This window comes from Pseudomonas sp. MOIL14HWK12:I2, assembly GCF_000510745.1.
Classification (GTDB): domain Bacteria; phylum Pseudomonadota; class Gammaproteobacteria; order Pseudomonadales; family Pseudomonadaceae; genus Chryseomonas; species Chryseomonas oryzihabitans.
The window spans coordinates 90,102-115,426 of the sequence record NZ_AZOA01000007.1; the positions used below are offsets into that span (position 1 = coordinate 90,102).

The following is a 25,325-nucleotide window of genomic DNA, read 5'->3' on the forward strand; positions in this document are numbered from 1 at the left end:
CGTCGGCGGCCCCCGGCCCCGACGCCCGCTCCCGGCAGGCAGCCACGATGTTCACCAAACTCGATCCGACCGACTGGCAGCTCATCCACCTGCTGCAACAGAACGCCCGCGCCTCCAACGCCACCCTGGCCCGCCAGCTGGGCCTGGCGCGCACCACGGTGGTCACCCGCCTGGCGCGCCTGGAGCGCGACGGCATCATCCAGGGCTACGGCCTGCGCCTGGGCTCCGAACTGGAACAGGCCGCCGTGCGCGCCTACTGCGCCATCAGCGTCCTGCCGCGCAGTACCGCCGGCGTCATCCGCGCCCTGGAAAAGATGGTCGAGGTCGAGGAAGTCTCCTCGGTCAGCGGCCAGTTCGACTACCTGGCCTTCCTGCGCTGCACCACCCACGAAAAGCTCGACGAACTGCTCGACCGCATCGGCAACCTCGACGGGGTCAAGCAGACCCAGACGTCGATCATCCTGAATCGGAAGATCGATCGGCGGGGTGGGGCTGGGACTTCTCGATAGCGCTCAGCCGTTACGTTTCCGATATTCGCTGCTCTGCTGAATGGCATAGGCCACGTCCGCTACGGTCATTGCCCCACTGGTCACCTGTGAGGTCCATGCCTGCAGGCCTTCGCTATCGGCCTCTCGCCCTAAATAGGAGTGATAGAGCTGGCGGATCTGTAGCTGAACCCGGGTACGATATTCACCACTCTGGAGCAGAGCTGTCTTCACGTCGGAGAGACTCAGGCCGCCATCCACGATCTGTTGGGTCCAGTAGTTCATGCCGCCCGCATCTGCACCACGACCCAACTGAGCAGAATAAAGCTGATCAATGGAGGTCCGCACCTTGCTCTGATACTCCTCGCTCTTCTTGAGTGCATTCACCAGCGCGGCGGTGGACATGCCTCCGTTGCTGAGTTGGGCCGACCAGTAGTTCAGCCCTCCCGCATCGGCACTGCGACCAAGATAACTTTGGTACAACCGGTCTACGGTGGCTCGTGCCTGATACTCCGGGCTGGCCATCAGCGCATTGATGACCCCTGCGAGGGACATCCGTCCGCTGGCTATTTCGCCTGACCAGTAGTTCAGGCCAGCTTGGTCGGGGGCTCGCCCAAGATAGTCCTGATAGGCACTGGCAACGAGGTTGGCAGCCATCGGGTCACTGTTAGGTAGATTGGGAGTGGTTTGAGGTCCAATCGCCGTGCAGCTTCGATCATCCAGATAGGCCTTGAGCGTGGGCCATTGAGGACGCTCGATACCATTGATTGGCTCAACCGATAGGTTGTAATTGCCCCAGCCAGGGCCTGCAGCCCAGTAAGTGGCGGGGATACAGTTCTGCTTGAGGTAGGCCAGCATCCGCCCCATGATGGTATTCCAGCGTGGATCGCTGTCTGGCACACCGAATTCACCGATCATGCCTCGCTTGCCATTTTTCTTCAGCCACTGGATGAACGGTTTGACCCGCTCAACGCCATAGTCCTCGCTGGTCGTGCCGGAAGATGCGTTGGCATAGTTGCCACCGCCTCCTTCGCCGTCGAAGTAGACGTGAGCTTGAAAGATAAGGTTGTTCGCAGGGTCTTTCAGTGCCAGCAGCGAGTCATTCCATAGCGGCCAGCGGGCAGCCTCTGCCCAACCATTGCCCTCCACCATGATCGGTCTGACCCGGTCGATCGTCCTGATGCCGTCAATGCCGCGTTGTGCGGCAACGGGCCATTGCTCCACGGCATCGTGGGGCTCATTCATCAGATCGTAGGCGTACAGGGATGATTGACCACTCCATCGCTGTGCGATGCGCGTCATGACGTCCTGATAATGGGCATATGAGACGCCACCTGTACCTATCACGGTGCCGCGATATTTCATGTAGTTGTGCAAATCCAAGATGATCTGCATGCCGTATTTCTGGGCGTAGCCAAACGTGCGATCGATCAAGCTCGCGTAGGTAGGATCCAGGGCACCACCCAGGGTTGGCTGTAAACGCTCCCAAAGGATTGGGAAGCGTACGAGCTTGACGCCACGGGCGCTCCATTGGCTGAAGTAGCCTTCTACCGGGAAGATGTAATGAGTGCCGTTGATGCCCGGTAGCACCTGGGGAGCGAAGCCTGCGCCCGACAGATTCAGGCCGACGAGATGAACCTGCTCTGCCACAGCCAGGGGCGCAGCGGCGCCACAGGCCAGTGTAAGAGCCAGGGATCGAATGAGGTTCCTGAGACTGCTATTCAGAAAGGTCATACGGCGCCACAAAATGATAGTCCCCTATCTTTTCTAGGGGACTGATGATCGGAGGATGGCTTAGCGCGGTTCACATCCCAAAGGGATTGGATTCGCAACTAGTACAGGTATCTGTCACCGATCGATTTTCTTGAGCGGGAAGGTGATGAATGGCGAAGCCGGAAAGCCTTGATCGAAACCTTCTGCCTGAGGCCCTGTCACAGCGGGCCGTTTCAAAAAACCGGCAGGTCAACCGGCGCTACGACGCACGATGCGTTACCGATGCGTTACCATCGACCGCCGTCGAACGCTGGAGTGATGGCGTTAGGCTAGTAGCTTCCGTTAGTCAGGAAGTCTGAGGATGGAGCGGCGTATCGTTTTTGGGTCTGACAATCACTGGATAGCCAAGATTGATGAGAGTTTTTCTAGCAAGTCTTTGGAGTTATCGGGGGTTCATTTTTTCCTCCGTTCGCAATGAGCTGAGGTCCCGCTTCATCAGGAGTCGGCTGGGTGGTCTGTGGATGATTCTGCATCCACTGACGCAAGTGGCCATCTACGCCTTGATCCTTTCTGAGATTCTGTCTTCGCGCCTGCCAGGTATCGATAATAAGTATGGTTATGCCATCTATCTCATGGCGGGTACGCTGGGCTGGAGCCTTTTCAGTGAGCTTATCGGACGCTGTCTGACCCTCTTTATCGATCAGGGCAATTTGATCAAGAAAATGCTGTTTCCCAAGATCACGCTCCCGGCGATCGTATTGGGCTCGGCGATCAGCAACAATGTCTTGCTGCTGATCGCCATGCTGGCTGTCTTCGCTCTGCTCGGTCATATGCCCGGAGTCGCCATTGTCTGGTTGCCATTGGTGATGCTGATTACCTGTGCCTTTGCCATGTCTCTTGGACTGTTTCTTGGCGTACTCAACGTATTCATGCGTGATATAGGTCAGATCGTTCCCATTCTGTTGCAGATTCTCTTCTGGTTCACTCCTATCGTTTATCCGATCACCATCATCCCTGCCTATTTAAGAGACTATGTGTCCCTGAATCCGCTCTACGGACTGGTTGATGGATTTCATAGAATTCTGGTTTACAACCAGGCGCCTGATTTGAAGAGTCTGGCTATTCTCGGCTGCATTAGCGTGGTCATGCTGGCTGCAAGCCTGTTCGTGTTCCGCAAAGCTACGCCAGAAATGGTCGACGTCCTATGAGTCTGTTGAAAGCGGTAAATATCGGCAAAAGTTACAAGACCTATCGATCCGAGTGGCATCGCATAGCCGGCTGGTTCGGGCGGCGAGTGGATCCCAAGGAAGAAAAGTGGGTTCTCAAAAATATCAACTTCGAGTTGCAGGCTGGCGAGGCGGTAGGGATCGTCGGTCAGAACGGTGCCGGCAAGAGCACGCTGCTGAAGATCATCACAGGCACCCTAGCTCCAACTGAGGGTCAGCTTCAGTGCCGTGGCCGAATTTCCGCGATACTTGAGCTGGGTATGGGCTTCAATGGAGAGCTGACCGGCCGGCAAAACGCGGCTCATACGGCGGGATTGATGGGATTTTCCCAAGCGCAGATCGCCACCGTCATCGACGAGATCGCCGAGTTCGCCGAGATTGGTGATTACTTCGACAAGCCTGTGCGAATGTATTCCAGCGGCATGCAGATGCGCGTCGCCTTTGCCGTCGCTACAGCCTATCGCCCCGAGATCCTCATTGTCGATGAAGCCCTGTCCGTAGGCGACGCCTACTTCCAGCACAAGAGTTTCAACCGGATCAAGGAATTTCAGGAGCAGGGCACGACCTTGCTCATCGTTTCCCATGATCGGAGCTCGATCCAGGCATTGTGCGATCGCGCACTGCTGCTCGATGGCGGCTCCATAGTCAGGGAAGGCAACCCCGAAGAGATTCTAGACTATTACAACGCGCTGATTGCGGATAAGGAAAATTCCAAGATCGAAACGCGAGTTCTGCCCTCTGGGCAGGTACAGACGATTTCAGGGACCGGCGAAGTCAAGATCAGTGACATCACCCTGACCAATGAAAAGGGAGAAGCGGTAGAAATCGTCTCTGTCGGGCAACGTGTTTCATTGAAGATCAATTGCCGTGCCTACCAGGACATACCAGAACTGGTCTGTGGCTACATGATCAAGGATCGGCTGGGACAGACCATCTACGGCACCAATACCTATCACCAGAAACAGATCATTCGCAATGTCAAGGCTGGTGGCTCGGTGGAATTCGCGATCGAATTTGTCGCGGCACTGGGACCAGGCAGTTACTCCTTCTGTATCGCGCTGCATTCTGCCGATTCGCATTTGATCAATAACTACGAATGGCGGGACCTGGCACTGGTGTTCTCGGTGGTTAATACCGGGCAGCCCGAATTCATTGGAATGGCCTGGTTGCCTTCCACCATTACCTGTCGAGTTTGAGCATGAGCCAGGATTTTTACTGGGAATTCGAGCAGATCTATCGCGGACCAGAGTTCCTTATCAAGGGACGTTTGCAAGCCTATCAGCCCGTGCTGGATCACTTGCGCGAAGCACTTCCTGACTGCGTGGCCGTGGACGTGGGATGCGGTCGCGGAGAATGGCTGACGTTGTTAGCCGAAAACGGCTTTCGCGGGATCGGGGTCGATACCAACGAGAGCATGGTGCAGCGGTGCCACGAGCAAGGCCTGGAAGCACACCTTGCAGACGCTTTGGCTTACCTCCAGAGCTGTAGCAGTGACTCTTTGGGAATGGTGACGGGATTCCATATTGTCGAGCATGTTCCCGGCGACAAGCTGCAAGCGCTGTTTGCCGAGGTGTTTCGGGTGTTACGTCCGGGTGGCGTAGTGATTTTCGAAACGCCAAACCCAGAGAATCTGTTGGTCAGTACGGCAAGTTTCTATCTTGACCCGACCCATTTACATCCTCTGCCTCGCCAGTTGCTGCAGTTCTATGCGCAATGGGCCGGCTTTTCTCGAAGCTTTATCCTGCGCCTGCAAGAGCAGAGAGAGCTCTATGAGCAAGCGCCTGAAACGCTGAAAAGCGTACTGGGTGCGGTGAGTCCGGACCATGCCCTTGTCGCGTTCAAGTCGGATCAGCCGTGGGCCGTGTATGAAAGGTTGGTCCAGCATGAGCAAGATGGTGGGCTATCCCAGCAGGCTGTGATCGAGCGCTTCGATGCCGGGTTGCAACGTGAGCGGATGCAACTCGCGCAACTGCAACAGCAGGTAGCGGATCTGCATGACAGCGTATCTTCCTTAGCTGCTGAAGCTTCCCACTTGCAGGGACTGTTGACCGAGGTCGAAACACGTCAGCATTCCGCTCGGGATGAGCAGGAAGCGCATCGTGCACATGATCGGCAGCAAGATGAACGGCTCTCCAATATCGAGCAGGCGCTGGGCAAGACCTTTGGCACTCGCGTGAGACGCAAGCTCAAGGCGCTCATAGGGCGATGAATCAGGTAGCAGATTGATGAATGTTCTGTTGTTGGCCACCTATCCGGCCGAACCCGCCCTACATGGCGGACAGCTGCGTCTACGGGCGCTGCAAAAGGCCTACATTGATGCGGGGTGCCAGGTTCAGGTGGCGGGCGTATTGGGAGGCGACCACTACGCCAGCGCGCCAGGGTTTTGCCCGTATCCAGGCAGTGATGCTTTCAAAGCTCTGATCGAAAACTCTTTCCTGATGGAAGATTGGTGTCTCGGCGAGTTGTTTGCCAACTCCCCAGCTCACTATGAAGGTTTGAAGTCGCGCATCTCCTTCCGTCCAGACGTTGTCCATGTCGAACAACCCTGGCTGTTGAGATTCGCTGAGCGTTATCTGGCTGATACCAATAACCAAGCACCGCTGATCTATGGCTCTCAGAATATCGAGTACCAATTAAAGGGCAGTATCCTCGGAAACTATTTCGACCAAGCCCACGTGGCGCGATGCGTGGCGCTCATTCGACAGACCGAGATCTACGCTCTGCAACGTGGCCATCTGTGCTGTTGCGTCTCTCGTGAAGATATTGCGCACAGCCAGACCCTGGTGGCGCGAGACTACATTCTGGCTGCCAACGGCGTGGAAGGCTGGAACGCCAGCCTGGCTGACATAGAAGCGGCCAATCGCTTCTCATCTCATGCTCCCTTCGCCCTTTTCTGTGCAAGTGCGCATCCGCCGAATGTGAAAGGATTCGAAGACATGCTCAGTGGCGGCTTTGGAGCCCTGGCACCCAATGAGCGGATAGTGCTGGCGGGTAGTGCGACCGAGTCCATCATGAACAGTCCTGCCGTCAGTCAATCGCTCAGCTTGAGACGCAAATTGATACCTGCCGGCATTCTCCCGAGAAGTACGCTTGAAGGTCTGCTGACAACCGCCAGAGCTATCGTTCTGCCCATCACTCAAGGCGGCGGAACCAATCTCAAGACTGCGGAAGCCTTGTGGGCCAACAAGCCGGTCGTGGCGACCCGAGTTGCCATGCGAGGTTTCGAGTCTTTCCTCGAATCGAGCGGTGTAGTGGTGGGCGATGACGCAGCGGCTTTCAAGCGGGGTTTGCGCAAGGCCATGAGTGGCGAGCTTGTACCTAATCACTCCGATCGCCGCGACTCGGTGCTATGGGCGTCCTGCCTCGCCGAAATCGTCTCTAGCGCCACCTTACGGAATGCCTGCAGTGAATAAGATCCTTTGGTTCAACGTCACCACTTCGCTGAATTGGACGCGGCCTCCCGTTGGCGTGGTTAGGGTCGAGCAATCGATCTTCGAACAACTCAGCAATATGGCGGGTTTCGGATTTGACGTTCGACCCTGCCACTGGAACGGGCATGCTTTTGTCGAAGCTAGGGCGCTGATACAACCACAGCAAACCAATCTGTCTTCTGTCCCGGCCGTAAAGGGTGAGAATGCCGTATCGCGGCGTGACTATCTGTTCAAGCCAATTCCCAAACGCGAAGCGGCCAAGCAACTGGCCCAAGGTCTGTTTTCACTGGTACCTGCCGGGGCAAAGCCGCATGCCGACAGATTACTGCGTCAGTCCAAGAAGCTTGCCGTACGCTACGTGATCTGGCGCAGCCGTCAGCGTCAACTCAGCTACTCACAACCGCCAGTGTCAACGGTTGATTCTGGTGTCAGTGTGAACAATTGTCCGTTTCGGCCGGGCGATATCTTCGTTTCCATGGGGCTGGACTGGGACAGCGGTTGGTATCCGCATTTGTATGACATCAAGCGCAAATACGGTATCAACGTCATAACCTGCTGCTACGACCTCATCCCGGTTTTATTTCCGCAATATTGTGTAGGCAATGTAGCTGAAAAATTCACGGCTTACTTTGTGGATCTGGCGCATGCGTCGGATTTGATTCTATGTATCTCCCAGCAAACGCAACGTGATCTGGTCAATTTGCTCGATGAAACCGGTGCGCCTCCTACCAAGACCGCGGTATTTCCCTTGGGGGATAATGTTCCGGAAGGTAATGAGCCGCCCTCGGAAGAATTGCGCAAGCTGACAGAGCAGCCTTTTATTCTGTTCGTTTCCACCATAGAGCGCCGCAAGAATCATCAGCTGCTCTATAAGGCCTATCACCTGCTGTGTGCAGAAGGGCATGCCGACAGCATTCCCAACCTCGTTTTTGTCGGCATGAGCGGCTGGGGTGTCAATGACCTCTTGATGGACATAGAGCTCGATCCGCTGACCAAGGGCAAGATTTTTCAATTCACCCATATCACGGATTCGGCACTGCGTTACCTCTATGAGCGCTGTGAGTATTTCGTCTACCCGTCACTGTACGAAGGCTGGGGTTTGCCGGTAGGCGAAGCCCTGTCACTGGGCAAGGTGGTTCTGGCGTCTGATCAGGGCTCCTTGCCAGAGGTCGGTGGAGATTTGGTTACCTATCTGGATGCCTGGAATCCCCGTCCCTGGGCGACGGAAATTCTGCAGCTGGCGCAGCAGCCTGCTGTCTTGGCTGAACGTGCGGCGCGAGTGAGAGAGGGGTATCGCTCTCGTACGTGGCATGACGGCGCGCGAGTGGTAGCCGACCTTGTCGGTCAGTTCGAGCACCTGCCAGTGGAGACCTTGCAATGGCTCCCTGGCTACGATCTGTCTACCGAGGTAGGGGTACACGTGGGGCCGGAAATCCACTCGGCCGATCGTCCCGGCTGGCTGGCCTATGGCCCATATCGGTCGGTGAGCGCAGGTCGTCAACGCGTTCAGGTGACTCTCACCGCTCTGAGCGCTTCCGAGATAGTGCTGGACGCCACCTCTGCCCAGGGATCTCAAGTCCATGGCAAGCAAGTCCAGAACTTGGAGCCCGGTGCGCACACACTCGAGCTGACAATCGATCTGGAGCAGTCGGTTACTGACTTCGAAATCCGCTGCAAACTGGTCAGGGGCGATCTGCGTCTATCGAATGTCCAGGTTGCGCGTCTGCAGGAGCGTTGAAAGGTCATCTATGAATAGCGTTCTTGATTTCCTGAACCAGGACCGTCCAGCCTGGTTCAGGTATGGCTTCGCCTTGCTTCTGGGAATTGCCTTCGGCTATTGGCTGTTTGGACCGGAATTCATTATTGGCCATTCCGCCTTCTTTCAATCTGGCGATACCGCTCAAAGTCTTTCCGGCTGGTATGCCTTCCGCAACTCCCCATGGACTTGGCCGTTACTGCAGACAGCGGTACTGAATCACCCTTCCGGCGCAAATATCGCGTTCACCGATAGCATTCCACTGGCAGCGCTACCTTTCAAACTGCTGCGGACAGTCTTGAGTCCCGATTTTCATTATTTTGGCTGGTGGTACCTTGCGGTTTACGGGCTTCAGGCAATAAGCGCGGTCTACCTGCTGGAAAAGCTACGCATCAAGTCGCTTTTCGCTACCGTGACAGCCTGTGCCTTTGCGTTGACCTTTCCCGTACTGGGATGGCGATTGGGGCATACGGCGCTGATGACTCAGGGTCTATTGATCCTGGGACTGGCTTTGTACATTGCCATCGTGGATAGGCAGTTGGTATCTCGCCGCGCTCATCTGCTCGGATTCATCGTGCTGATTCAGGCGGGCCTACTGATTCATCCCTATTTTTTTGCGATGCTGCTACCGCTGTATTTCTGCTCGTTGTTCGAAGCCTGGCGTCGCGGATTGATGTCGCTAGCCCGTGGCTTTGCCTGGCTGCTGGGCGCCGTGCTGCTGAGCCTGGCAATTTTGAAAGGCTTTGGCTATCTATCCAACGGCTCGACGGATGCCGGGGGGTACGATTTCTTCTCCTTCAATCTGGCTGCGCCCTTTTGCGGTGGCAATCTTTGTACCTTCGTGGATGGCACGGGTGGCCAATACGAAGGCTATGCCTATCTCGGGCTTGGTCTACTGCTGGTCTTATCGGTCGCGGTGATGACTAGACCAGGAGAAGCCTGGCGTTTGATTCGCAGTCATGGATGGCTGGTGCTGTTGATGGCCGGTTTCACCGTTTATGCCATGTCCAACAAGATTGTCTGGCAGCACCATATCCTGATCCACCTGCCTCCTGTGGCTGCTCTGGATCATTTGACCGGGACCTTTCGAACAGCGGGCAGATTCATCTGGCCCGCCATCTATGGGCTGTTGTTCGCCGGTCTCTATCTGTTGCTCAAGCGGCGAGATGCGCTGGCAGTGCTCGTGGTGACCGCAGGCGTCGTCATTCAGCTCTACGACGTGCGCGCTGTCCAGGCGACGGTATGGGAAAAGGCACACTTGCCGGGACACTCCTTGGAAAAGCCCTGGCTGGCTGCCTTCCAGCAGGCGAAGGGCCTCTATCTCTTCCCAGCCTACGGCTGCGGAAAGGTCAAAGACGACTCTATCCTCAAGTACCAGTATCGCGCCGCTTACACTGGAACCCCGATCAATACGGGATACATGGCGCGCGCGAACATGGACTGCGCGGCAAAGCTTCAAGAGCTCGAACAGGCAATAACGGGTGACAACCTGCTGGTAATGCCCGCTTTTACTGGTGAGATCTTCGCCATACCGCCTGTCTTCTTGGCTGCCATGGAGCAGGATCAATGTGTGGTCTTCGAACAAGACCTGATCTGCAGCCGTTCCAGGGCATTGCTTGATTCGCTACCAGGCGCGGTCTCGCCACCCGCTTTGCGCTATTCCCACACCTGGGCTGGCGCGTCATTCAGCAGCCTGGTCGGTGTTCCAGATGGCAATGCTCTTCGCACGCGTACGCCGGACGCCCAAGGCTTTCTAGCCTTCGGTCCCTATATCGAACTCTATCCTGGCAACTACCGGCTCAGGATTGACGTTTCCACGACGCAGCCCTATCCAGCCGCGGACGTTGGCAGTTGGGATGTTGCCGGTATCGCGCCCGATGGACAGCGCATCGCTCTGGCCGCCGGTAACATCGTGGCAGGCCAGAACGTGATCACGACGTTCGAAGTAACCAAGCCTCTGCAGCGAGTCGAGTTTCGAGTGATTGCCAACGGCGTACAAGAGCTTCGAGTGCAGCAAGTTACGCTCGAAAAAGATCGGTAATAGGGAAGGGATGGAGTGTGGTCGCGGTGAAAGAACTCATATCGGTTGTCATTCCGGCCTACAACGAAGAAAGGATCATTGGCGCTAACCTGCCTATCATCCTGGAGACGTTGTTTTGCGAAAGTTACGACTTGGAGTTGATAGTCGTCGATGATGGTTCAAAGGATACGACTGCGGCAATTCTCGAGGATTTGGCTGCGCTCGATGCTCGGATAAAGCCTGTCATCTTTACGCGAAACTTTGGCAAGGAGGCAGCGGTTCTTGCTGGCCTGGCAGAGGCCCGTGGCGCCGCCGCAATCGTTATGGATGCGGATCTTCAGCACCCGCCCCAAATTGCTCGCGAAATGATCGCCTTGTGGCGGAAGGGCATCCCGCTCGTAGAGGCCGTCAAGGCGGAGCGAGGCGATGCCAACGTGGCCGATGGCCTGTTTGCCAAGGGATTCTATTGGGCTTTTCGCAAATTGTCGGGCATGGACCTCAATGGGCACAGCGATTACAAACTGCTGGACCGGCAAGTCATCGACGTCTATCTAGCGTTACCTGAGCGCAATCGGTTTTTTCGCGGGTTGATCCACTGGACCGGCTATACGAGCGCTCAGATTCCCTTCAGTGTCGCGGAGCGAAGCGGCGGGGCATCGCAATGGAACAAGCTGAAGCTGCTGCGCTATGCCATCGACAATATCACCAGCTTCACCAGCTTTCCGCTCAAGGTCATTTCGGCGCTGGGATTCGCCACGCTGATTGTTGGCGTACTGCTTGCCGCTCTGAGCGTTCTGCAGAAATTTCAGGGTGAAGCACAGGATGGGTTCACTACTGTCATCTTTCTCATCGCCATGATCGGTGGCGTGATTTTGCTGAGCATAGGTGTAGTAGGTCATTACCTGGCCAGAATCTATGACGAGGTCAAGCGCAGGCCCGAGTATCTCGTGAGAAAATCCCTGTCGCGTTCGTCAGTCGCGCAGTCCGAGCAGGAGCAGTCATGATCGCTGTACCCCATCTCGTTTTGCTGGCGATCATTCTGAACGTGGTTGCGCAGATCTTTCTCAAGTTTGCCGGCAGCAAGGGGGGACTCTTGAACCTCTGGCTGATCTCGGCGGTGCTGGCCTACGGCGTCAGCTTCTTGCTTACCGCAAAGATCTTCGCTTTCAACGAAATCTCTCGGGTTGGCCCCCTTATGGCCAGTACTACCTTCCTGCTGGTCTTCGCCAGCGGTGTCGTGCTGTTCGGTGAGCAAATCAGCCTGCAGAAGATCGCTGGTATTCTGGCTGTTATCGTTGGGATAACGCTGCTCTCACTTCCCCCCCTATCGAATGCATCTTAAGTCTGGAGTCCAAATGAAAGCTATTATCACCGGCATCACCGGCCAGGACGGCGCCTACCTGGCCCAACTGCTGCTGGAGAAAGGCTATACCGTCTACGGTACCTATCGCCGTACCAGTTCGGTCAACTTCTGGCGCATTGAGGAAGTGGGTGTCGCTGGTCATCCCAACCTGCACCTGGTCGAGTACGACCTGACCGATCTGTCCGCCAGCATTCGCCTGCTGCAGACCACCGAAGCGACCGAGGTGTACAACCTTGCTGCTCAGAGCTTCGTGGGCGTGTCCTTCGATCAGCCGGTAACCACTGCTGAAATCACCGGCGTCGGTCCGGTGAACCTGCTCGAAGCCATCCGCATCGTCAATCCGAAGATCCGCTTCTATCAGGCATCCACTTCGGAGATGTTCGGTAAGGTCCAGGCGATTCCGCAGATCGAGAGCACGCCTTTCTATCCGCGCAGCCCCTACGGCGTGGCCAAGCTCTATGCCCACTGGATGACCATCAACTACCGCGAGTCCTACGGCATCTTCGGCACCAGCGGCATTCTCTTCAACCACGAATCCCCGCTGCGCGGCCGCGAGTTCGTGACCCGCAAGATCACCGACAGCATCGCCAAGATCAAGCTGGGCAAGCTGGACGTACTGGAGCTGGGCAACCTCGACGCCAAGCGCGACTGGGGCTTCGCCAAGGAATACGTCGAGGGCATGTGGCGCATGCTGCAGGCCGACAAGCCGGACACCTATGTACTGGCCACCAACCGCACCGAGACCGTGCGTGACTTCGTCAGCCTGGCGGCCAAGGCCGTGGATATCCAGCTTGAGTGGAAGGGCGAAGGCGACAAGGAAGAAGGTTATTGCACCCGTAGCGGCAAGAAGGTCGTGGCCGTGAATCCGAAATTCCACCGTCCCGCTGAAGTGGATCTGCTGATCGGCAATCCCGAGAAAGCCAAGCGCGAGCTGGGTTGGGAGCCCAAGACCACCCTGGAGCAGCTCTGCCAGATGATGGTCGAGGCTGACCTGCGTCGCAACGAACAAGGCTTTTCGTTCTAACTAAGGGGATAGGCATGCCAACCGCTCTGGTCACAGGCGCATCGGGTTTTACGGGACGCTATCTGATCCAGGCGCTCAATGCGCGGGGATTCAAGGTAGTCGGATTCGGTAGTGGCACTACCGATGCGGATGTCACCCTGGCATGCGATCTCACCGACAAGGCAGCGGTCATCGCTGCCGTAGGTCAGGCGCAACCGGACTGGGTCGTCCATCTGGCGGCGCTGGCCTTTGTCGGGCATGCCGATCAGGAAGCCTTTTACCGGGTGAACCTGTTCGGCACCTTGAATTTGCTTGAGGCGCTGGGCGCCCTGGAGCGTCAACCTCAGCGGGTGCTGATTGCCAGTAGCGCCAACATCTATGGGACTCCGGGCATCGAAGTGATCGACGAGTCCGTCTGTCCGGCGCCGGTCAATCACTACGCCTGCAGCAAACTGGCCATGGAACATATGGTCGCTACCTGGTACGACCGTCTGCCCATCGTCGTCGCTCGGCCATTCAACTACACCGGGCCTGGCCAGGACGAGCGCTTTCTCATCCCCAAGATCGTGGGCCATTTTGCCCGCGGCGAACGCGTGATCGAGCTGGGTAATCTGGACGTGAGTCGGGACTTCTCCGATGTTCGTGACCTTGCGCAGGCTTACCTAGGGCTGCTCGACAGCGACCATCGCTCCAGTCCCGTCAATGTCTGCTCGGGCAGGGCAACGGCGCTACGCACCATCATCGAGATGATGGAGCGTATTGCCGGTTACTCGATAGAGGTCCGGGTCAATCCGGCTTTCGTTCGGGCTAACGAGATTCCAACGCTCCGTGGCAGCGATGTACGCCTGCGCGAGATCGTAGGAGATAGAGCGCTGATTTCGCTGGAGCAGACCCTCGAGGATCTGTACGTATCCTTGGGAGGTAGTCGTTGACGACGTTGAAGGTTGGGCTGGGGACGACGGTATGGTCTTCCGGGACGACCAAGGGACATCTCGATGGGATCGGTATCTATACTCAGTCGCTGTCCCAAGCACTTGAGGCGTGCCCGGACGTTCAGGTCAGGCCCTACACCTTCGGCGTGGATACGCCGACCCTGAGTTGTGGTGTAGCTGCGAGTCTGACGCCGCACTTTCCCAAGTTCGCCCTGAAGAACGCGCTGCTTGGCGCTGATCACAAGGTTGACCAGCGACTGGCGAGCGAAGTCGACATCTTCCATGCGCCTGATCATCACATCCCTCGGCTCAAGAATGTGGCGATGGTGGCTAGCGTGATGGATCTGATTCCGCAGATCCATCCCGAGTGGGTCACGCTCAAGCTGCGCAGATTGAAGAACTGGCTGTTCAACCAGAGCGTAGGTTGGGCAGATCAGGTCATCACCATCTCGGAGTACAGCAAGAGAGATATCGTCAGGCTGCTGGGCATTAGCGAAGACCGGGTCCATGTCACGCCACTCGGCGTGGACGGGCACTACTTCAGCCGGCAATCCGACGCCGCGCGCCAGGAGGCACTGCACAAGCATGGCCTGGAGCCAGGCTTCTTCCTCTTTGTCGGCACCCTGCAGCCGCGCAAGAACCTTGCGGCTGTCCTTGCGGCTCATGCCCAGCTACCCGAGGAGCTGCGCAAGCGGCATCCCCTGGTCGTCGTCGGACGCAATGGCTGGCGTGCCGAGACTCTGGTCGAAGAACTGCGTGCGCTGGAGGCCAGGGGCGAAGGCAAATGGCTGGAGTATCTGCCCCAGGATGAAGTCATCGCCTTGCTGCAGAGTGCGGCGGCCCTGGTGTTCATGTCGTTGTTCGAAGGCTTCGGACTACCGGCTATCGAAGCCTTCGCCGCGCGTTGCCCCGTGATCTGTTCCAACACCACTTCCTTGCCGGAAGTGGTCGGCGAGGCAGCGCTGCAGGCTGATCCACGCGACTCCAAGGCCATAACCCAGGCCATGCTAGAAGTCCTCGACGATCCCTTGGCTGTTAGCCAGCGAGTGGAAGAGGGCGAGCGTCGCGCTCGCGACTACACCTGGGATGCCTGCGCTGCTCGGACGCTAGAGGTATATCGCCTCGCCCTGCAAGGTCGCTAGGCTGCCACTCAGGCCAGGGCCTCGCGATAGACCTCGATAAGCTTGCTGGCCATGACCTCGCTGCGAAAATGCGTCTCGAAGCGTGCCCGGGCTGCTTGACCGTACCGGGATCGTAGCTCGGCATCCTCCCACAGTGTCATCAGTCCCTCGCGCAAAGCCGCAGGCTCCGGTGGCACGCCGATCCCTGTCTGCCCGTTGAGGTTGATCTCGCTCATGCCCGAGCCGATCTCGCAACTGAGCATGGGTTTGCCGTACATGGCTGCTTCCAGCAGCGCCATGCCAAAGGCTTCGGAGCGCAGATGCGAAGGGAAAACGAAGCTCTCGCAACCTGCGTAGAGCGCTGCCAGATCTTCTTCGCTCTGGCGTCCCAGGAAATGGCAATTTCTGAGGCCCAGCCGCTCGCATTGCGCTCGTAGCGCGTCACCTTCCGGCCCGGCACCCACGATCGCCAGGGGGTAATCCAGCCCCTGAAGCGCTTCGAGCAGCAGATGCAGACCTTTGTAATAGCGCAACACCCCTACAAACAGCAGATAGCGCGGTCCGAGGCGCTGGCGCCAGCTCGCGAGCCGCTGCGGATCAGCCTCCGGATAGCTGGCAGGATCGAGGCCATAGGGAATCACCCGGACCTTCGTACCTAGACGCTGCAGGGTCGGACTGGACTGGCGATAGGGTTCGGTGGCCGCGATGACGCAGGTCGCTTTGCTAAGGAAGCGTTGCATCAGGGGCGTATACAGCTTGAGCAGATGGCGTTGCTTGACGATGTCCGAGTGATAGCTCACCACATAGGGTTTGCCGGGTCGCGTCAACAGCTGCAAGACGTCCATGAACGGCCAGGGAAAATGAAAATGCACCAGGTCGGCAGCGCGGGCCTCCTCGGAGAAGGCTCGAAAAGCGGTCAAGGAGAGACCCGTAGAAGCCAGGTCGACATCCTGTTTGACGCGACGGACAGGAATGCCATCCACCTCCAGGCACTCCGGGGCAGGATGCTTGCTGAGCGTCAGAATTCGGTGATCGATTCCAAAGCCCCTCGTAGCCAGGCACATCTGGCGAATGACGTGTTCGATTCCGCCATGGGTGTCAGGTAGATAGGTCTTGAAGACATGCAGAATGCGCACGATCGATCTGAGCTCAAAAGAAACGCACCCTAGCACAGGTGTCTAGTATGCAGTTTCGCGTTCTGGTGCTAGGGCTTCCAGACTTGTGGGCCGGTGCACCCTTTTTTATGGCTTTTTGCTATCAAAGCCATTGAACTTTTCTACCGAACGGTAGTGCTCGTCTGCGATTTGACGTTGAGATTTAATGAAATTCTTCTATTCTGACCTCGTCAAGAAGCTGGCGCCGTCACATAAGAAGTGTGATAGGGTTAGCACTTGACCAAGGCTCGGATGCATCTGTCCGGGGCTGTTAAGGAAATCGGTCACGGGCATTATGGATCAAATGGACGATTCACCCTTCACCTTCAAGACTCGGCTGCTCACCCTCGAGCCCGGTATGTATATCGTTCGATACGCATCCCAGGAGATCGCCGAGGAGCCTTGCCTTATCAGTCTCCAGCCTGCCCCCATCGGCAAGAGCTCGGTCGACTTCTTTCCTGGCGAAACGGTCGTCCGCAATACCCTTTCCCGTCTTGGCGACACGCTGATCGTGCGCGTCAAGAACGGCGCCGGAACCCTGCTTATCACCGAATACCAGCGTGCCGACCTCCCGGTGCGCCAAGTCGATCTGCGTGTCGATCGGATCGATACCTCCGCTGACATCATTCGCTCCGAACAGCAGCGCAATGCTCCGGTCGTGGCCAGCAAGGCTCTGGCGACCGCCGCACGGGTCGAGCGTAACGGCAATCCTATAGTGCTCAAGCTGATCGGCCATGTTCAGGCCCAAGGCGATGTCACGGCCAGCGAATGGGTCGGTAATGTCGAACAAGAAGCCCGTCTGGAGGGTTTCGCCATCGTCTGGCCAAACAAGCCTCAGGGCGTGGACGTTGCCTACAGCTGCAAGGTCGCAGATGTCCTGCAGCCCGCCGTTCTAAGCGGCAATTTTTCGGGTTCGCGCGGCAAGCGCGCGCCCATCACCGCGGTGGCCATGGCTCTGGTCGGGCCGCGCCGCGCCGAATACGTTCTGGACGCCCAGGCGGTCTTTGCCGGATGCCCTCCGCAGGACCTCGTGGACGGCCAGGAAGTTACTGCCCAACAAGGGCAGGCCAAGCTAGTTGCTCTACATGTATCGATCACCCCCCGCATCGAGATGAACGCTGCCCGCTACCAGTCTCCCAGGGAAGATCTCACCCAAGCCCCGCTTCATTCCGCGCAAGTCACGAACTGACGCGCGACCTAGGAGATTCTTTTCATGCAATACGATGCCGCCATTACCGCTTCTGCTCTGAACACCACCCTGACCTCCAACACCGCTCTGAGCAGCAGCACCGTCGATGCCATTTCGACCATTCTGAAGCTGGATACCGCTACCACCCTGCCGGTTGCCACCTCGACTGGTACCAATCTGTCGGTGAACTTCGACCCCACCACCGGCCAGGTCGTTGCTCCTGAAGTCGTGTTCTTCAGCGATCTGGGTGCTGCCGGTTCCAACGTGACCGTCACCATTCCTTCGGTTGTCGCCAACAGTTCGGCCATTCTCTTCAATACCTCGGCCAACGTCACCGCGACCATCGGCAACTCCGCTGCCGTGACTCCGACTGCCGCCGTTGAAGGCACTGCTGCCACTCGCGTCGTCGTAAGCGGCTCGGGCAACGACACCATCACCATCACCGACAACGTCAACACCCACGTTGATGCTGGCGCAGGCAACGACACCATCACCACCGCTGGTGGCAATGACACCGTAGTCCTGAACGGCGGTACCAACACCGTCAACACTGGTGCCGGCAACGATGTGATCTACGCTGGCAACGGCATCGACACCATCAACGGCGGCTCCGGCTATGACGTCGTCAACGTCAGCAACCTGGCCAACTACACCGTTTCCGTCTCCAACGGCAGCGTTGTGCTGAACAGTGCTACCAGCGGTCAAGCAACTCTGACCAACGTTCAGTTCGTCGCCAGCGTCACCGGCAACGACACCCTGGCCATCGTTAGCAACCAGAGCGAAGCTACCGCCATCCGTCTGTACGAAGCTGTTCTCGGCCGCGATGCAGACGCTTCGGGTACTCAGTTCTGGGTCGGTCAGGCTCAGGCTGGTGTAAGCACCACCAGCATCGCCAATCAGTTCCTGAACTCGGTTGAGTACAACACTGCTCACACCACTCCGCTGAGCGACGGTGCCTTCATCCAGAGCCTCTACCAAGGCGCCCTGGGTCGTGCTGCGGACACCGATGGTCTGGTGTACTGGGCTCAGCAGCTGGCTACCGGCCACACCCGTGCAGACGTTGCCGTAGGCATCGTGGGTTCCGTGGAAGCTCAGAACCACGACACCGGCGTCATCGTGGTCACCGGTCAGGTCTAACAGCGCTTCGCTGACCTGAGACAAGACTTCCGGCCTTAGGGCCGGAAGTCTTTTTTAAAACGGTAGTACTCTGATCCACCTGGCTTTTCGCGGAGACCGATGCCCATGAGCCAATCGACACTCATGGAGCACTATCAGGCTCTGCTCCAGGCCGGACAGCCAGAAGAGGCTCAACGTCGTCTCGAACTGGCACTTCAGATTCCCGACCAGCGCCCAGTAGCACTGGTCTCCGCCGGTCTTGCGGCGCTCAATAGAGGCGCGCTGGATCAGGCTTTCCTGGCCTTGGCCGAAGCCAATACCAGTCTGGCCCGGCAGGGCGAAACGGCTGCGTTGCTCGCTCATGTGCTTCTGCAAAAGGGCGAGCCCCAAGCCGCCTACGATTTTCTCGCCGACCCGGCCAATCCTGCCCGTAATACTCCCGCGGTTCGGCTATTGCGTTTGCGTGCGCTCATCGCGCTACCGGGCGTCAAACCCGCGCAACTGGTCGAGCAGTTGCCCTACGTCAATAGCGCCGATGAACTGGCCGTGCTGTTGCAGCAACTGTCGCCACGGCGCTGGGGACACGTCGAATTCGATCCGGCCAGCCAGGAAATTCGGGGTTGGGCGCTGGATACCCGTCATCCGCAAACCCCGGTCAAGCTCACCTTGAAACTGGGTGATCGCCAACAGACCCTCGTTGCCAACCTGCCCAGTCCATTGCTGGCCAAGTCAGTCAATGGAGGGCGTCATGGTGGCATTCGCATCCGTTTGCCTGCTCCCCTCGGGCGTGTGCGCCTGGGCTGGGCGGATGGCAGCGAGGTTCTGGGCAGTCCCCTGGCGGCCGTCGAGCCCTTGCGGCCTATCCCAGTTGAAACACCGGTAGCGTCCATCGAACCGCTCGTGGATGTGCTCATTCCCATCTACCGCGGGCGTGAGGCATCGCTCGCCTGTATCCACGGCGTGCTCGATAGCCTGGACGCCAACCGGACCCCGATGAATGTGGTGGTGCTGGACGACGAAAGTCCCGAACCTGAGTTGAGTCAGGCGCTGCGCGAACTGGCCGAGGCGGGTCGAATCGAGCTCCATCGCAGTCCGGCCAACCTGGGCTTCATCCGCAACATGAATCGAGGTATGGCGCTGCATCCCGGGCGTGATGTGGTGTGGTTGAATGCTGATGCGCGCGTCTGCGATGACTGGCTTGACAGGTTGCGCGAGGCAGCCTATTCCGCAGCCGATGTAGCCACTGCCACCCCTTTCAGCAACAACGGCGAGCTGCTCAGCTTTCCGGAAAGCCGCAAGAGCCACGTCATGCCCACGCTGGACGAACAGCGTGCCCTGCATCGCCAGGCAGCCAGCGACCTGTCGGCGCCGCCCGAGATCGAGGTGGGTTGTGGCTTCTGCTTCTACATCAAGCGTCGCGCACTGGAGCAGGTCGGCCTGCTTGACGAGATCCAGCTCAAGCGAGGTTATGGCGAAGAAACCGATTGGTGCCTGAGGGCCAAGGCCCAGGGCTGGCGGCACGTGGCAGCACAGCGGGCCTTCGTTGCGCATCGGGGCGGTGTTTCCTTTGGTGCGGAAAAGCTCGAGCGGGTGGCCTTCAACAACGCCATTCTCCGCCAGCGCTATCCTGGTGCAGAGCGCGCCTTCGAGCGCTTCTATCGTCACGATCCGCTCAAGCCCTACCGCCAGCGCCTGCAGCGCGAGCGACTTGCTGAGCTCGGCGCACAGCTGGCGACAGCCAAAACTGGCGCAGCCATCATCGCAATTGATCGACTGGATCTTCTTACGGCGCTGGGCGGCGACGGGCCTGCCTTTGTACTGGCCTTTCGGCAGACGGATGCCGAGCTGGAGGTCAGCCTTCAGGTTCATGGCCAGGGGTTGCCGGTGCTCTTGGACTATCGTCTACCCGAAGATTTGGAGCAGCTGATCACAGACCTGCAGCGGTTGCGGCCGAGCGCTCTGGACTACATTCAGCCGGAGCGCTGTCCCACCTTGCTGCAGACCCTGGCCGCACGGATCGGCGTACCCTATCGCCTGATTGATCCGGTCGCTGGTACCTGCTCCCCGGTCACTGGCTTCCGCGAGGCGGCCGGCGAGCAGCGTGTGACCTTCGCCGCGCTCGCCACCGCGTTGCTGATGAGCAATTCCCAGGTCCCTGTGGCGGCGGGCGCACCTTTTGCGTCGCTCGACCAACCACCAGCCCAACGCCTGGGCAATATCCTGATCGCCGATTCCCTGGCTGATCCACGCCTGGCCCAGGCCTGGTTGCAGCTGGTTCGCCTGACCCGGCGGCAGGGCCTGGCCTGCCGGTTCCTGCTTCTCGAGCGCACGCACTGGGAAAAGAGCCTGCTCGCCAGCGGTAATGTCAGCCCCTTGATCGAGCTACCCGGTGTCTCCCGGTCCCGGATACCTGCCCTGGCTGGCTGTACCCTGGCTTTGAGTCTCGAGGCCGCACCGGCCAGCGCCTGGTTTGCCCCTCAGATTGCCCGGCATACCGCTTTGCCCCTCTATGCACCCGCAGGTGCGGTCGCGACCGAAGCGGGCGCCCATCCCCTCAGTCTGCTGCCCGCGCCCCTGAATGCCCTGCTAGGCGACGCCCTTCCCGACAGGTTTCTCCATGACTGAACTCTCTCAAGCTCCCGCCCTGGTCACTGTGCAAGGTCAGATCCAAGGCCTTCACGGCAATGTACTGGAGGGCTGGGCCTTCGATCCTGCGCAGCCCGATCTGCGTCTGGCACTGGAGGTCGTCATCGATGGGGCTTCCGTAGCCTTGGTACGGGCGGATACCTATCAGCACGATCCGCTGGCCGGTGACGGCTTTCATGGCTTCGCTCTCCAGCTGCAGCCGGCCTGGCTCAGTGGAGCTCGGCGTATCGCCGTGCGGTTGGCCAACGAAGGCCCGTGGATCGGTGAACCCCTGGAGCTGCCCAACGAGAAGCCGCGCAAGGCCGAGGCTCAGGTACCGGGCAGTCAGGTCTGGTATGGCGGTGGTCTGGCCGTGGGCGGCTGGGTCTGGGATGACGCTACCCCGGGGCGTCACGTCGAGGTGAGGGCGCGCCTGGGCGATCAGATCGTCGCCCGTTGCCTGGCCGATCTGCACCATCCCGCCCTCATCTATCGCGCCGATGCCGATCATGGCTACAGCTTGGAGCTGCCTTGGCAATTCGGGGACGGCGAGCGTCGCGAAGTGCATATCGAAGACGATCAGGGCCGCCCCTTGCAGGGTAGCCCCATCACCGTCTGTTGCCACACCGATGGGCTCGGCGCACTGGTAGCCGCTCACTGGCCGGAGCAGGCCGATCCGGCACCCCGCGACCTGCTCATTCGCCTGGCGCGCGATTACGATCAGCGCTGCCCGCGTAGTGCCGGCTTCGGCCACTATCCTCAGTGGTTCGCTCATTACCAGCGCGCACCTCAGTATCCAGAAGCCGTGACCGGTAGCCGGATCGCCGTGCTGCTCCATGGGGACGCCGATGAAACCGAGCGGCAGGCGTGCCTGGACAGCCTGAGCCAACAACGCCTGCGACCTTTCACGCAGGCCGTCGCCGATCCCGCTGATGTGTCTACCTCCTTGCAGCTGCTACTGGAGGAGGGGGCCGAAGCCGTGCTGCTCCAGCCACTGGACAGCCGCCTGCTGCCCCACGCCCTCGATCAACTGGCGCTGGCTCTGCAACCGAAAGAGGCAGGCAAGCAAGCGGCCTGGGCTTTCGCTGATAGCGATCAGGACGGAGCGGATGGCCTACGTAGCAACCCCTGGTTCAAACCGAGCTGGGATCTGGACCTCTACCTGGGCGCCGATCTCTTTACCGCCGGCGCCCTGTTTGGCCGCGACATCATCCAGCGCGCCGTCCGACTGCTGAACGCAGCGCCCGAGCTGCCACGCGATCACGAAGGTGTACTCGCCGCCCTTATCCTGGCCACCGAGCAAGATAACCTGGGTGTCACCCGCGTGACCCAGGTGCTCAGCCATCGCAGTGCCAACAGTCCCGCAACGCCGGCCGCCTGCGATGCCGGCAAGCCGCAGCGTCTGGAGCGCTTGACCTGGCTGGTGAACAAGCTGCGTCCCGGTACCCGTCTGAGCCGCCAGTCCAAATTGCCCGGTGCGCTACGCACCCACTGGCCATTGCCCGAGCGACTGCCCAAGGTCAGCCTGATCATCCCTACCCGGGATGCCTACAATCTCCTGCATGCCTGCATGGAAGGTCTGCTGACCCAGACCGACTACCCGGATCTGGAACTCATCATCGTCGACAACCAGACCAGCGATCCCCAGACCCTGGAGTACTTCGACGAACTCAAGACCCGCGGTGTACGCATCCTGCCGCACCCCTATCCCTTCAACTACGCCACCCTGAACAATGTCGGTGCCGAGTTCGCCACGGGGGAATACATAGGGCTGGTCAACAACGACATCGAGATCCTGCATCCCGACTGGCTCAAGGAAATGATGAGTCTGGTCGTACGACCTGATGTTGGAGCTGTAGGCGCCAAGCTGCTGTGGAAGAACGATATGGTCCAGCACGCCGGTGTCGTCATCGGCATCAACGGCCTGGCCGCCCATACGGGCAACAACTGGCTGCGCAACGATCCCGGCTATCTGGGCTTCAACCATCTTGCTCGTCGTCAGAGCGCCTGCACCACCGCCTGCTTGATTCTGCGCCGCGACCTTTATCTGCAGATCGAGGGCATGGACGAGGTACGCCACCCCGTCGCCTTCAACGATGTGGACATGTGCCTGCGCATCAATGAGCTGGGCCTGAAGATCCTCTGGACGCCGTTCGCCGAGTTGATCCATGCGGAATCGGCGAGTCGGGGGAAGGACTCCACGGCGGACAAGGCTGCGCGATCCAAGAGAGAACAAAATCTCCTGCTGTCGCGCTGGGGGAGGTCATACAGGTATGACCCTGCCTATCATCCGTCTCTAAACGCGGACTGGGCATTGGGTACTTACGCCGGCATGAGTTTCTCATCCATGAACGGCGGTGCTTTGGGGGAGGGTAGATGAACTTCTCCCAATACTTCGAGGAGCCAAATAGTTTCGTATCAGCTACCCATTATTATTACGACGAGATTCCTGAACTAGGGGTGGCCGGGATTTCTAAGTTTTACCATATACACCTTGCGATATTGCAGTTGCGCGAAAAGAGTTTCCCAGGGATTTCATTGGAAAGTACTGATTCGCGTCTAGGTTTTTTGGGCTGGTGTGTAGTGCACGGCCGCAGAGAATATCAAGCGCTACGTGAGTTTTCCCAGTACTGGCGAGACCTATCTGTACCAGCAAGCCTCCCTAGAACCAGGTGGTCAGCCGGGATTTCCCGGATGCTGCAACTCGTAATAGCGGGGAGGCCAGACTTAAATATAGATAGCAGGCTAGCCACTGAAGATGATCAGCTAAAGGCGCTGGCATGGTTTTTTGTCGGCGGTGGGCTGGCGGATATCGGCATGACCGCGAAGGATGTACCGGCTTGGCAAAAGAGAGTTCTTTTCCATACTGATCAGATAGAGAAGACAATCTTCTCTCAGCTCATATATTCAGTCAGGCTAGACATACGTTCTGCTTTTGATCTAGGTGATAAAGAAGGTTTGTTAGCCTACCGCTCTTGGATCTACAACTGCGGAATAGTGGAAGCAGGCCTGTCTAATATCTTGAAGGCAAGACCTACTGCATGGCCGGCCTATGAAGAAAAGGCGGAAGAAAGCAGAAGTCTGGTTGGTGGCGTAAATCTCATAGGTTACGCCTATGGTGAGTTGGGCATCGGCGAAGATGTGAGAATGGCGGCCCGTTGTCTCATCGAGCGTGATATTCCTTTCGTAATCGTGAATGTGAGGCCAGGACAGGAGATAAGTCAGGGCGACCGGAGCCTGGAGGCATGGGTTAGCGACGAGCCAAAGTATGCGGTAAACATCATCTGCCTAACGGCGCTTGAGATGCTTCGGGTTTTCTTAGAGCAGGGGAGACGACTCTTCTCAGGTCGATACAATATAGGTTATTGGCCTTGGGAGCTGAGTTCGTGGCCTGGAAACTGGACGCATACCTTTTGCCTAGTTGATGAAATTTGGTGTTCGAGCCAGCATACTTTTTGGGCTATTGATCCAGTTTCCGCAGTGCCGGTAAAGCACATGCCTATGGCGGTATGGATTAATGCAAATCTCCCATCCGTGGTGGATTCTAGAGAAAAATTCAAGCTGCCTCTCGATAGTTTTATATTTATTTTTTCGTTCGATGGTAACTCTTCGGCATATAGGAAGAACCCAGCCGCTGTGTTGAATGCTTTTATATCCGCCTTTAAGGAGGAGCATAAGCAAGTTTTTCTCGTAATAAAAGCAATGAGAGCTACACAAGGTCCTGTCTGGGATCAGATAGTCGCTGCAGCTAAAGAAGATAAGCGAATTAAGATAATAGACGCTGTTCTTGCTAAGGAAGAGGTGGTTTCACTATATAACGCGTGCAACTGCTTTGTTTCCCTTCATAGAGCAGAGGGCTTTGGTCGAGGAATTGCTGAGGCGCTTTTGTTGGGAATGGACGTTATAGCTACCAATTATGGGGGAAACAGGGATTTTTGTATTGGTGAAGGTGCTTACCTGATCCCGTACAAAATGATTTCAGTGGGTTCGGACGAGTACGTCGAAGCTGTTGGCCAACGATGGGCAGATCCTGAGGTTGAGATCGCGGCTCAGGCAATGCGGCAGGTTTACCTAAAAAATGAAGGTAGGTATTTCGAAAAGCACGACATTTCGGAGTATGACGACTTGTTCGGCCTAAAAGAAATCGGGCGAAAGTACTATGATAGGTTGGCTGAGTTAGGATACGTTTGA

Annotated in this window: 19 protein-coding genes; 17 read left to right on the plus strand and 2 right to left on the minus strand. The window is 57.9% G+C overall.

All coding sequences use genetic code 11. The annotated features are described in order from the left end of the window. The first annotated feature begins 47 nt into the window (after positions 1–47). Positions 48–509 carry an Lrp/AsnC family transcriptional regulator gene (locus PSK12I2_RS0103550; protein WP_027597331.1) on the plus strand — a complete coding sequence of 154 codons (462 nt, stop codon included), beginning with the start codon at positions 48–50 and terminating at the stop codon, positions 507–509. Between the two features lie 3 nt (positions 510–512). On the opposite strand, the gene PSK12I2_RS23590 is transcribed toward PSK12I2_RS0103550, so the two are convergent. Next, complete coding sequence (locus tag PSK12I2_RS23590) at positions 513–2,219, minus strand: cellulase family glycosylhydrolase (RefSeq protein ID WP_082066432.1); 1,707 nt, start codon at positions 2,217–2,219, stop codon at positions 513–515. 392 nt (positions 2,220–2,611) lie between these two features. Between PSK12I2_RS23590 and PSK12I2_RS0103560 the strand changes: the two genes are divergently transcribed. The 11 genes from PSK12I2_RS0103560 to PSK12I2_RS0103610 are packed head-to-tail and all read left to right on the plus strand — an operon-like array spanning position 2,612 to position 15,071. After that, positions 2,612–3,406, plus strand: a complete 795-nt coding sequence (locus PSK12I2_RS0103560; RefSeq protein WP_027597332.1) for an ABC transporter permease — start codon at positions 2,612–2,614, stop codon at positions 3,404–3,406. Then, on the plus strand, positions 3,403–4,620 hold the full coding sequence (locus PSK12I2_RS0103565) for an ABC transporter ATP-binding protein (protein WP_027597333.1): 1,218 nt from the start codon (positions 3,403–3,405) through the stop codon (positions 4,618–4,620). The genes PSK12I2_RS0103560 and PSK12I2_RS0103565 overlap by 4 nt, the downstream gene beginning before the upstream one ends. A gap of 2 nt (positions 4,621–4,622) precedes the next feature. Then, the gene (locus tag PSK12I2_RS23595) at positions 4,623–5,633 is read left to right on the plus strand and encodes a methyltransferase domain-containing protein (RefSeq protein ID WP_051398666.1); all 1,011 of its coding nucleotides are present in this window, start codon (positions 4,623–4,625) and stop codon (positions 5,631–5,633) included. A 16-nt stretch (positions 5,634–5,649) separates the two neighbouring features. Beyond that, complete coding sequence (locus tag PSK12I2_RS23600; RefSeq protein ID WP_051398667.1) at positions 5,650–6,837, plus strand: glycosyltransferase; 1,188 nt, start codon at positions 5,650–5,652, stop codon at positions 6,835–6,837. Beyond that, on the plus strand, positions 6,830–8,593 hold the full coding sequence (locus PSK12I2_RS23605) for a glycosyltransferase family 1 protein (protein WP_161796605.1): 1,764 nt from the start codon (positions 6,830–6,832) through the stop codon (positions 8,591–8,593). Before PSK12I2_RS23600 ends, PSK12I2_RS23605 begins: the two co-directional genes overlap by 8 nt. A 10-nt stretch (positions 8,594–8,603) precedes the next feature. Then, complete coding sequence (locus PSK12I2_RS0103585; RefSeq protein WP_027597334.1) at positions 8,604–10,652, plus strand: DUF6311 domain-containing protein; 2,049 nt, start codon at positions 8,604–8,606, stop codon at positions 10,650–10,652. A gap of 26 nt (positions 10,653–10,678) precedes the next feature. Continuing rightward, positions 10,679–11,635, plus strand: coding sequence for a glycosyltransferase family 2 protein (locus tag PSK12I2_RS0103590; RefSeq protein ID WP_027597335.1), 957 nt, complete (start codon positions 10,679–10,681; stop codon positions 11,633–11,635). Beyond that, positions 11,632–11,973 (plus strand): SMR family transporter, encoded by a 342-nt coding sequence (locus PSK12I2_RS0103595; protein WP_027597336.1) that lies wholly within the window; start codon positions 11,632–11,634, stop codon positions 11,971–11,973. The genes PSK12I2_RS0103590 and PSK12I2_RS0103595 overlap by 4 nt, the downstream gene beginning before the upstream one ends. Positions 11,974–11,986: 13 nt before the next feature. Further along, positions 11,987–13,018 carry a GDP-mannose 4,6-dehydratase gene (gene gmd / locus PSK12I2_RS0103600; RefSeq protein ID WP_007159973.1) on the plus strand — a complete coding sequence of 344 codons (1,032 nt, stop codon included), beginning with the start codon at positions 11,987–11,989 and terminating at the stop codon, positions 13,016–13,018. Positions 13,019–13,032: 14 nt separating this feature from the next. Further along, positions 13,033–13,929 carry an NAD-dependent epimerase/dehydratase family protein gene (locus PSK12I2_RS0103605; protein ID WP_027597337.1) on the plus strand — a complete coding sequence of 299 codons (897 nt, stop codon included), beginning with the start codon at positions 13,033–13,035 and terminating at the stop codon, positions 13,927–13,929. 5 nt (positions 13,930–13,934) lie between these two features. Next, entirely contained in the window at positions 13,935–15,071 is a 1,137-nt protein-coding gene (locus tag PSK12I2_RS0103610; protein WP_027597338.1) for a glycosyltransferase family 1 protein, read from the plus strand. A gap of 8 nt (positions 15,072–15,079) precedes the next feature. Here PSK12I2_RS0103610 and PSK12I2_RS0103615 read toward each other — a convergent pair whose 3' ends face one another. Further along, positions 15,080–16,186, minus strand: a complete 1,107-nt coding sequence (locus tag PSK12I2_RS0103615) for a glycosyltransferase (protein ID WP_027597339.1) — start codon at positions 16,184–16,186, stop codon at positions 15,080–15,082. 322 nt (positions 16,187–16,508) lie between these two features. Here PSK12I2_RS0103615 and PSK12I2_RS0103620 point away from each other — a divergent pair, with 322 nt between their 5' ends. The 5 genes from PSK12I2_RS0103620 to PSK12I2_RS24480 all read left to right on the plus strand — a co-directional run bounded on the left by PSK12I2_RS0103620 (position 16,509) and on the right by PSK12I2_RS24480 (position 25,325). Beyond that, positions 16,509–17,393, plus strand: coding sequence for a cell wall-binding repeat 2 family protein (locus PSK12I2_RS0103620; RefSeq protein ID WP_256203942.1), 885 nt, complete (start codon positions 16,509–16,511; stop codon positions 17,391–17,393). Positions 17,394–17,417: 24 nt separating this feature from the next. Further along, positions 17,418–18,530: a DUF4214 domain-containing protein gene (locus PSK12I2_RS23610; RefSeq protein ID WP_051398670.1), complete on the plus strand. Its 1,113-nt coding sequence runs from the start codon at positions 17,418–17,420 to the stop codon at positions 18,528–18,530. 105 nt (positions 18,531–18,635) lie between these two features. Then, a complete protein-coding gene (locus PSK12I2_RS24475) occupies positions 18,636–21,134 on the plus strand; it encodes a glycosyltransferase family 2 protein (protein ID WP_177324634.1) in 2,499 nt (832 codons plus the stop codon). Beyond that, a complete protein-coding gene (locus PSK12I2_RS23620; RefSeq protein WP_051398675.1) occupies positions 21,127–23,514 on the plus strand; it encodes a glycosyltransferase in 2,388 nt (795 codons plus the stop codon). Before PSK12I2_RS24475 ends, PSK12I2_RS23620 begins: the two co-directional genes overlap by 8 nt. Then, the gene (locus PSK12I2_RS24480) at positions 23,511–25,325 is read left to right on the plus strand and encodes a glycosyltransferase (RefSeq protein ID WP_084222058.1); all 1,815 of its coding nucleotides are present in this window, start codon (positions 23,511–23,513) and stop codon (positions 25,323–25,325) included. The genes PSK12I2_RS23620 and PSK12I2_RS24480 overlap by 4 nt, the downstream gene beginning before the upstream one ends.